We start from the raw sequence: 6994 nt of genomic DNA on the forward strand, positions 1-6994 counted from the left end.
CCGCCGGGGCCCGTCAGTTGATTTTGACCATGCTGCCCTTAATGTTGATAATGCCGTCCGCCTTCAGATCCAGTGTGGCTCCAGCCTTTAAGGACATGGTGGCGCTTGCCTCAATGTTGACCTGCGTCGATTTCAGCTTGAGCGATTTGGTGCTTTCGATCGAGATGTCCCCTTTGGCATTCATCTTAATCGTAGAGGTGCTGCTCTTAATCGTAATTTCATTTGCCGAACCGCCCTTGATTACAATGGTATTGTTGCCGCTCGAGTCCGCAATTTTGATTGAATCGTCCTTGTCCACCATATCCACGATATTCCCTTTTTTGGTTTTAACCGTAACCTTTGCATCCGATTCATTATCGTCGAAAATAAGCTCATGGCCATGCCTGGATTTGATTTTGCGGATGTTGTTTTTGTCCTTTTCACCTGCAGGAGACGGATTTTTTTGATTCCACAACATGCCGATCACATAAGGCTGGCGCACTTCGCCAAGGTGAAAGGCCACCAGCACCTCATCCCCCACTTCGGGAATGAACAAGCTGCCCCGGTCCTTGCCGGCCATCATGGTGGCAAGCCGGGTCCAGTCGGTTTCGCTTTCGCCCTCGCGAAGCGGCAGCTTCAGCTTGACACGGGCTAATCCTTCGGGGTCTTTGTTGTCGGTGACGATCGCCACCATCACCCCGTTAATTTTTGGAATCAAATCATCGTTTGTGTGGTTCATTTGGTCAAATAACATTACACAGCATTCCCCTGTACTGAAAATGTAGTGATGTAGCCGGAACTGTTAATCGTATGCTTCGTTGATGTCATGTAATACGGCTGGTTCATCCGCTTGCCGAGCCCGTCCAGCCGGATATACCGTCCTGCAACCAGCTCAGGCAGACCAAGACATTCGCCTTCTCCGGTAATGAGCCTCATCGACCGTTCGGCCATCATAGCGTCGGCCTTGATTTGCGCTTCTTCCTGTGAGTCTACATTCGTATAAATGTTTTCCTCAAACTCGCCGAGCGTCTTGAGCAGGTCCTTTCCTGTCTTGGAATTGGAGCCCAGCTTGGTGATGTCCTTGGAGGTGGCCTCAATCGGCTTCAGCTCTTTATCATCCCAGCCGCGTACGATTACCTTCGTTACCTGATCAGCCAGATTCATATCCAGATTGAAGCTCAGCAGATGCTTGCCCCACATCAACGTGACGACCGGTGTCGTGCTGGTAAGCGGCTTGCGGAAATACATCGTTTTATTGACCAGAAAAAAATCATAATCGACCATGCCGGCCAAATACTGCAAAAATTTAAAGTCGTTCATTTTACTTTGTGCAATCGTTTTGAGCGGCTCATTGGTATTGTCGATGACAAATTTGGAAACATATTTCTTGCCGACTTCCTTGGCGATGTCGCTAATTTTTTTATTTTCCCACGAACGCGATTGGCCGCCCTTCATCATCAGCGTCGACATGTCCATCCCCGTAATATTCAGGGTCGGTGTGCCTTCCGACGGGTAATTTACGGATACCTCCGTAATAATCCCGTAAAAAACCGAGGCCAGCTTATCCGTATAGCCCATTTTGACCTCCAGCGTCTTGCCCAGCACAAAGTACTTGTCCAGCCATTGAAAATCGCGCTTCACCGCATCGTAAGCGTTGTTGACGGTAAACGAGGCGGTATTCGCTTCGGGCTGAGTGCTCGTACTCACCGTAATCGTCGTAATAGCTACACTTTCCTTCACCACGTTGGTGCCCTCGATAATGACCTCGAATGCGGGGGCGTAGAAATTACGGTATTTTTTCTCCAATGCATCAAACGTATAGCTGTCTGAACTAAGCGCCATGCTGCTGATTCGCCTCCCGACACAATAGATTTGCAAGTACAATGTTTCGGCACGCCGTCAAACACCCGCCTGACAGGCACGCTGAACGCAAATTCCGGCAGCGGGTCCCGCGTTCCGCATCGGCAGACTCTACCTGGAGCCAGCCGCCTGCGCTTTTATGGAGCCGCATACCGCATGTACGGGAAACCGGTCTATTATTCCAGACGAGGCACAATTATTTTACGGCCCGTTACCAATTGACGCGGATTATCAATCCCGTTGGCCCTGGCAATATCGCGCCACAATCCAGGGTCTTCGTACTCAGCAGCGGCAATCATCCACAGCTGATCCCCCTGATTCAGCATTTTTTGCTTGGTGCGGTCAGCCGATTGGCGGGGAATGTTCTGAAACTGCTCTTTGATGCTTTGTACAGCCTTGAATGTGACATGAAGCGTCGCCCGTACGGGAATGCCTGAATCAAGAAACATCGTAAACTTTTGCGAGACCTTCTCCAGCACGCCTTTGAAGTTCAACGATCCCCACACAAAGCTGCATAAAGGCGGCGCATGCAGATCCTTGTCCACATCCAGGATTTTGCTGATTTTGGACGTATGCTTTCGCACATCCTCGCCCTTTTCATATGTATCAAAAAACAAATCCAGCGTCAGCGTCGTCGCTTCCCCGCTTACAAACTGGGCAATCGGCGCATTTAAACCCGGTATCGTGTGCCAGGAATATTTGTTGCCGGAGCTTAGCTCGTACTCGCTTGGATTAAACAGCACATCAATTTCCTGGACATTGTTCGGTCCTCGCTCCACAATGACCTTGGCTTTTTGAGGCATGCAGCTCACATCCTCTGACATCAAAATAAAGTTTCCTCTGCCGAAGACAACCGGGTGTCTCCGGCATTTCGCGTTCGCAGACTCAGCTAAAGCCCCCTGCGCTGGCGTTCCAGCTTAATCCGCTTTTCCAGCTCTTTGTAAACCTTGTCTACAAAGCGATCCATATCGAGATGATTCAGCGAGGATTTAGTCAGCTGCTGCTTCACCTGCTCGACCTGCTCCTGAATATCGCGCACCGCGTTGGAGGCTTCCTCAACCGGTCTTAAATCCGGGGCAGGCTGCTTGGCCCGCCTCAGCTCCATATCCGGTGAAGCAGCGGACGAATACAGCGCCGGGGAGGCCATAGGCTCGCCGAAGGCGCTTCTTCCCGGCTCTCCTGCTCTGGAATCACGATGAACTACAGGCTCGCCGCCAAAAACGTCCGCCCTGCTTGCAGACGGCAAGGATGCGGAGGCCCGAATCGCCACGCTCTCCGGCATACCAGGACGTACGGCTGTGGTGAGACGGGCTGCTGCCGGTGAAGCCCCGATACGGTGCTGCTGCAGCACAGAGGCGGACCGTCCCCCGGCATGTCGGGCTTCCAGCATCGCCGGTGTTCCGTTCCCCCCAAGGGGGGAGCCTAAGCTTTGCCCCGGCCGGCTAGCGCGATGCAGCACTGCAGCTGGAGCCGGCTTCTGTCCGCGATCCGGTGCTGCTGTACTTGCAGCGGCTTGAGCAGGATGCTGAAGCTTCGCGCTTGCAAGAAGACGGCTAATCGCTCCGGCTCTCCCGGCTGCTGCGGGTGATGCAGCCGAAGCCAGGAGAGCCTCAGGCTGCTGCGGGTGATGCAGCGCCGCCCTGCGCTGCTCCGCCCGGTTAAGGGCTGCAGCAAGTACAAGCGCGGATCGGGCCGCGGGAGGAAGCTGTCCTTCTCCTTCCGCCGATAACCGCTGCAGCGGTGTGACTGAACGCCGCAGTGCCGGAGGAAGCAAGCCTTGCCTTGCAGCCAAGCTGCGTAGTTCAGGACGCGCCCCTTCCGCAAATATAAGCGGCAGGCGTGCGGCAAGCGATACCGCCGTATGCGGGGCATAATTCAAGCCGAGAGCCTCGCCCAGCGCTTCCACGAAGGTTGACTGCTGCCGCTCCCGTGCAGCGGACATGTGGATGATGCCGCTTCCCGGCAATCGCTCCGAGCTATGAACCGTTTGACCTGTCCGCCACGATCGGCCCGGTCCCGGTGTTATGTGTGTTATGTGCCTTTCAATTAACTGCGGTTGGTTGATCATGCTTCTGTCCGATACCGGAGTACCGGGATAAATCAGCGTCTGCAGCAATCGCAGCACGCTGGTTGGATGCACATTTGTCTTCAGGGCCCGCAGGAGAGCAGCTCCTAGCCCCCTGCCTTGGCGGGCATATAAGCTCATCTGCCCATATGCCGGAAAAGCACTGCTCTGGAATTGGCCAGCGGCCCCCCTCGGGCTATAGAGGCCCCCGAGGCTTCCGGGACGGGGCCCGTCCATTTCTTGTGCCTGCCGAAGCAGTGCCGCTGTAAAGCTGCGCAGTTGACCTGCCGCCCCCGACAAACCGCCTGACGAAGCAGGACTGAGAAATTGTTCTACGATACCTTGCTGCTCTGGGCGAAGCCGGAATATGCTGTTCAGCTGAATCACTCGATGACCCTGAAGAACATTAGGCTGGGCGCCTTTTTCCACCAATCGAGCCAGCGCTGCCAGACCGTCCCTTGCAAATGCAGCCGGGTTGCCTTTCAGCCCATCTCCCCGCCACACCAGTCCTGCTCCATTCAGCCGCTGCTGCCAGGCTGCTTCTACACCTTGCCTTGACAAAGCAGGCATCAGGAGCAGAGGAATTTGAACAATCCGCTCCAATCGGCTCATCAGCCGGGAAGCACTGCCCGGCATGACAGCCGGCCCGAAAGGATTAGGCGCTGTTGAATCCGCAATCCAGGGCATTTGCCGGGAAATTGCCGCGTTTTGATGCTCTGCCTCGTTTGCCTGCAGAGCAGCTCCCGTGCGTCCGGCTCTGTCAGCATAGGCTTGAATTACAGCGCCATGCGGCCTTATTCGTTCGGATGCGGAGGAGAGCAGTGGACCTCCCGCCGTCTCCCCCGAGCTGCCAGCGAGCCTGGCAAGCTGTGTGCTGGACAAAAGGCCGACGGATCGTGCCACTTCGTTGTAGGACATTGGAAAGCTTCTGACAGCACGTATGAAATGATGCAGCTGCAGCCGTACCCCGTTGATGCCTGCCGTGCCCGGCTCGGTAATTGAAGAGAACAGGGAAACCGGCTGACCCGGCTGTACGCCTGACATTAGACGTCCTTCCGGCTTGGAAGACACCTCCAAACGTGAGACAGGCTTGCTTGGTATTGGGACAAATCGACGAGAGGATGCCATCTCTGCGGCTTGTCTATCATCGCTTCGTTCCCCGGCTACCAGACCTGTTCCTTCGCGAGGCCCCACTCCAGCAATGCCATCAGGCATAGGCCTGCTCCAGCCAAGGCTGCTTCTCTGCCATTGGGCAGCAAACGCTTCAAACGCTTCAAAGGCTTTAAAAGGCACGGGCGAAGTCCTTTGCCGATGCTGCTTGAAGGCTTGTATAGCCAGACTGGCTGCCGAGCCTGCATCAGAAGCTGCCCAAGCGGAAGAGTTAAAAATCGGCTCCGGTTGGCGGGATACCCTCCGCCATACTGCCGTTGAAACCGTTGTCCCTTCAGGCTGACGGCGAATAACCTCCAGCGGCGAGACAAGCTCCAGGCCTTGCTGCGCCGTCCATTCTCCATGAAATTCTTCGGCCTGCTCCCTTAAAGGCACAGCATTGTCCGAAAAATTTGGCGGAGACACAGACCCCTGTATAACAGGTTCAACAGCTTCATTTTGCGCAAGCGGTTGTATGAAAGGCGGTCCTTGCTCTCGCTCGGAGGACAGTAGTACTTCTGCATGTGGTATACGGGACATACCGCCGGTTGAATCTTCAGCCGCCGAATCCGATCGGGCCTGAATCTGCGCAGGCTTGCCGGACAAATCATCTGCTGAAAGCTCCCCTGATGAATCCCTAGATTTGAAACCGGCTGGGGCCGTGCTTGAATCTGTTTTTCCGCTTGGATTAAAAGGCTCCGGCGAGTCCTCTTTACGGGTCGGCCAAGCTTGTGCCGACCTGTCCGGAGTGCTAACAGGCTGCGGCCCCTCCTGCTGCTGTTGGCGTTCGCCGCGATTCGTCTGTTGAACGGAAGTGCCGTCTTCCCGTTCTGTTGTGCCAGATTGCCCCGAGGAAACGGATTTTTGCTGTACAGGCCGATTCTGTTCGTTGTCCCGGGGACTCCGGGGCTCTGGCGGTTCAACTGCTCCGCGAGTCTGGCCGGGCTCCTCGCTCCGGATGTCCGGGGGCATATTTTGTTCCCCTGCCGGACGCTTCGAAGGAGTCGAAGAGACTGAGTTAGAAGAGGCCTGCACCTCCTTAACGCTACCGGACTGCTGCTCGGCGTTTACAGCTTGTTCTTGGCGCTGCTCCGTTTGCTGAAGCTGCTTGTGCAGTTGGCTTACTGCATGATCCAGCTGTTGAAGCTTTGCCTCTGCAAGCTTTGCCGCTTCGGCGGCACTCGCTTGAGCAGTCAGAGCATCCGCTTGGCCTTCTCCAGAAGCGCTTCTTGACTCCGCCTCGCGATGAACAAACGTCTGCCTCTGATTTAAGCTCCGCTGGTTGTTGGCGGTGTGCCCAAAGGCTCCACCTGCTTCTGCCGCAAAGCCCCGCAGTACAGGAGCAGGCGGCAAGCCGGCGGGGCGCTCCCACACCGGACGCTCAACGCGAACCTCTGCTTGGGGCCCCTTACGCCCTTGAGGGACAGCTTCACTGCTAAGCTGCTCCGCCGCTTCCTCGCGCGCACGGCGCTCCCGCGTCTCCGCCTCGCTCCAGCCTCGCGCCTGCTCCGCTGCTTCCTCGCTCGCACGGCGCTCCCGCTCCCGCGTCTCCGCCTCGCTCCGGCCCCGCGCCTGCTCCGCTGCTTCCTCGCTCGCACGGCGCTCCCGCTCCCGCGTCTCCGCCTCGCTCCAGCCTCGCGCCTGCTCCTCCGCTTCCTCGCGCGCACGGCGCTCCCGCGTCTCCGCCTCGCTCCGGCCCCGCGCCTGCTCCGCCGCTTCCTCGCGCGCACGGCGCTCCCGCTCCCGCGTCTCCGCCTCGCTCCGGCCTCGCGCCTGCTCCGCCGCTTCCTCGCGCGCACGGCGCTCCCGCGTCTCCGCCTCGCTCCAGCCTCGCGCCTGCTCCGCCGCTTCCTCGCGCGCACGGCGCTCCCGCGTCTCCGCCTCGCTCCGGCCCCGCGCCTGCTCCGCTGCTTCCTCGCTCGCACGGCGCTCCCGCTCCCG

3 protein-coding genes and 1 pseudogene are annotated in these 6994 nt (G+C 57.3%); all 4 read right to left on the bottom strand.

Annotated features, from left to right (window positions below):
* Positions 1-13: 13 nt before the first annotated feature.
* Positions 14-733: a phage baseplate assembly protein V gene (locus WBG83_RS17420; protein ID WP_336746537.1), complete on the bottom strand. Its 720-nt coding sequence runs from the start codon at positions 731-733 to the stop codon at positions 14-16.
* Positions 733-1821 (bottom strand): phage late control D family protein, encoded by a 1089-nt coding sequence (locus WBG83_RS17425; protein ID WP_336746538.1) that lies wholly within the window; start codon positions 1819-1821, stop codon positions 733-735. Before WBG83_RS17425 ends, WBG83_RS17420 begins: the two co-directional genes overlap by 1 nt.
* Positions 1822-2015: 194 nt before the next feature.
* Positions 2016-2642: a CIS tube protein gene (locus WBG83_RS17430; protein WP_336746539.1), complete on the bottom strand. Its 627-nt coding sequence runs from the start codon at positions 2640-2642 to the stop codon at positions 2016-2018.
* 86 nt (positions 2643-2728) lie between these two features.
* Positions 2729-6994 (bottom strand): annotated as a pseudogene (locus tag WBG83_RS17435) (hypothetical protein); the annotation flags it as partial.

The organism is Paenibacillus sp. y28 (assembly GCF_037137075.1).
In the GTDB taxonomy this organism is placed as follows: domain Bacteria; phylum Bacillota; class Bacilli; order Paenibacillales; family NBRC-103111; genus JBBBNV01.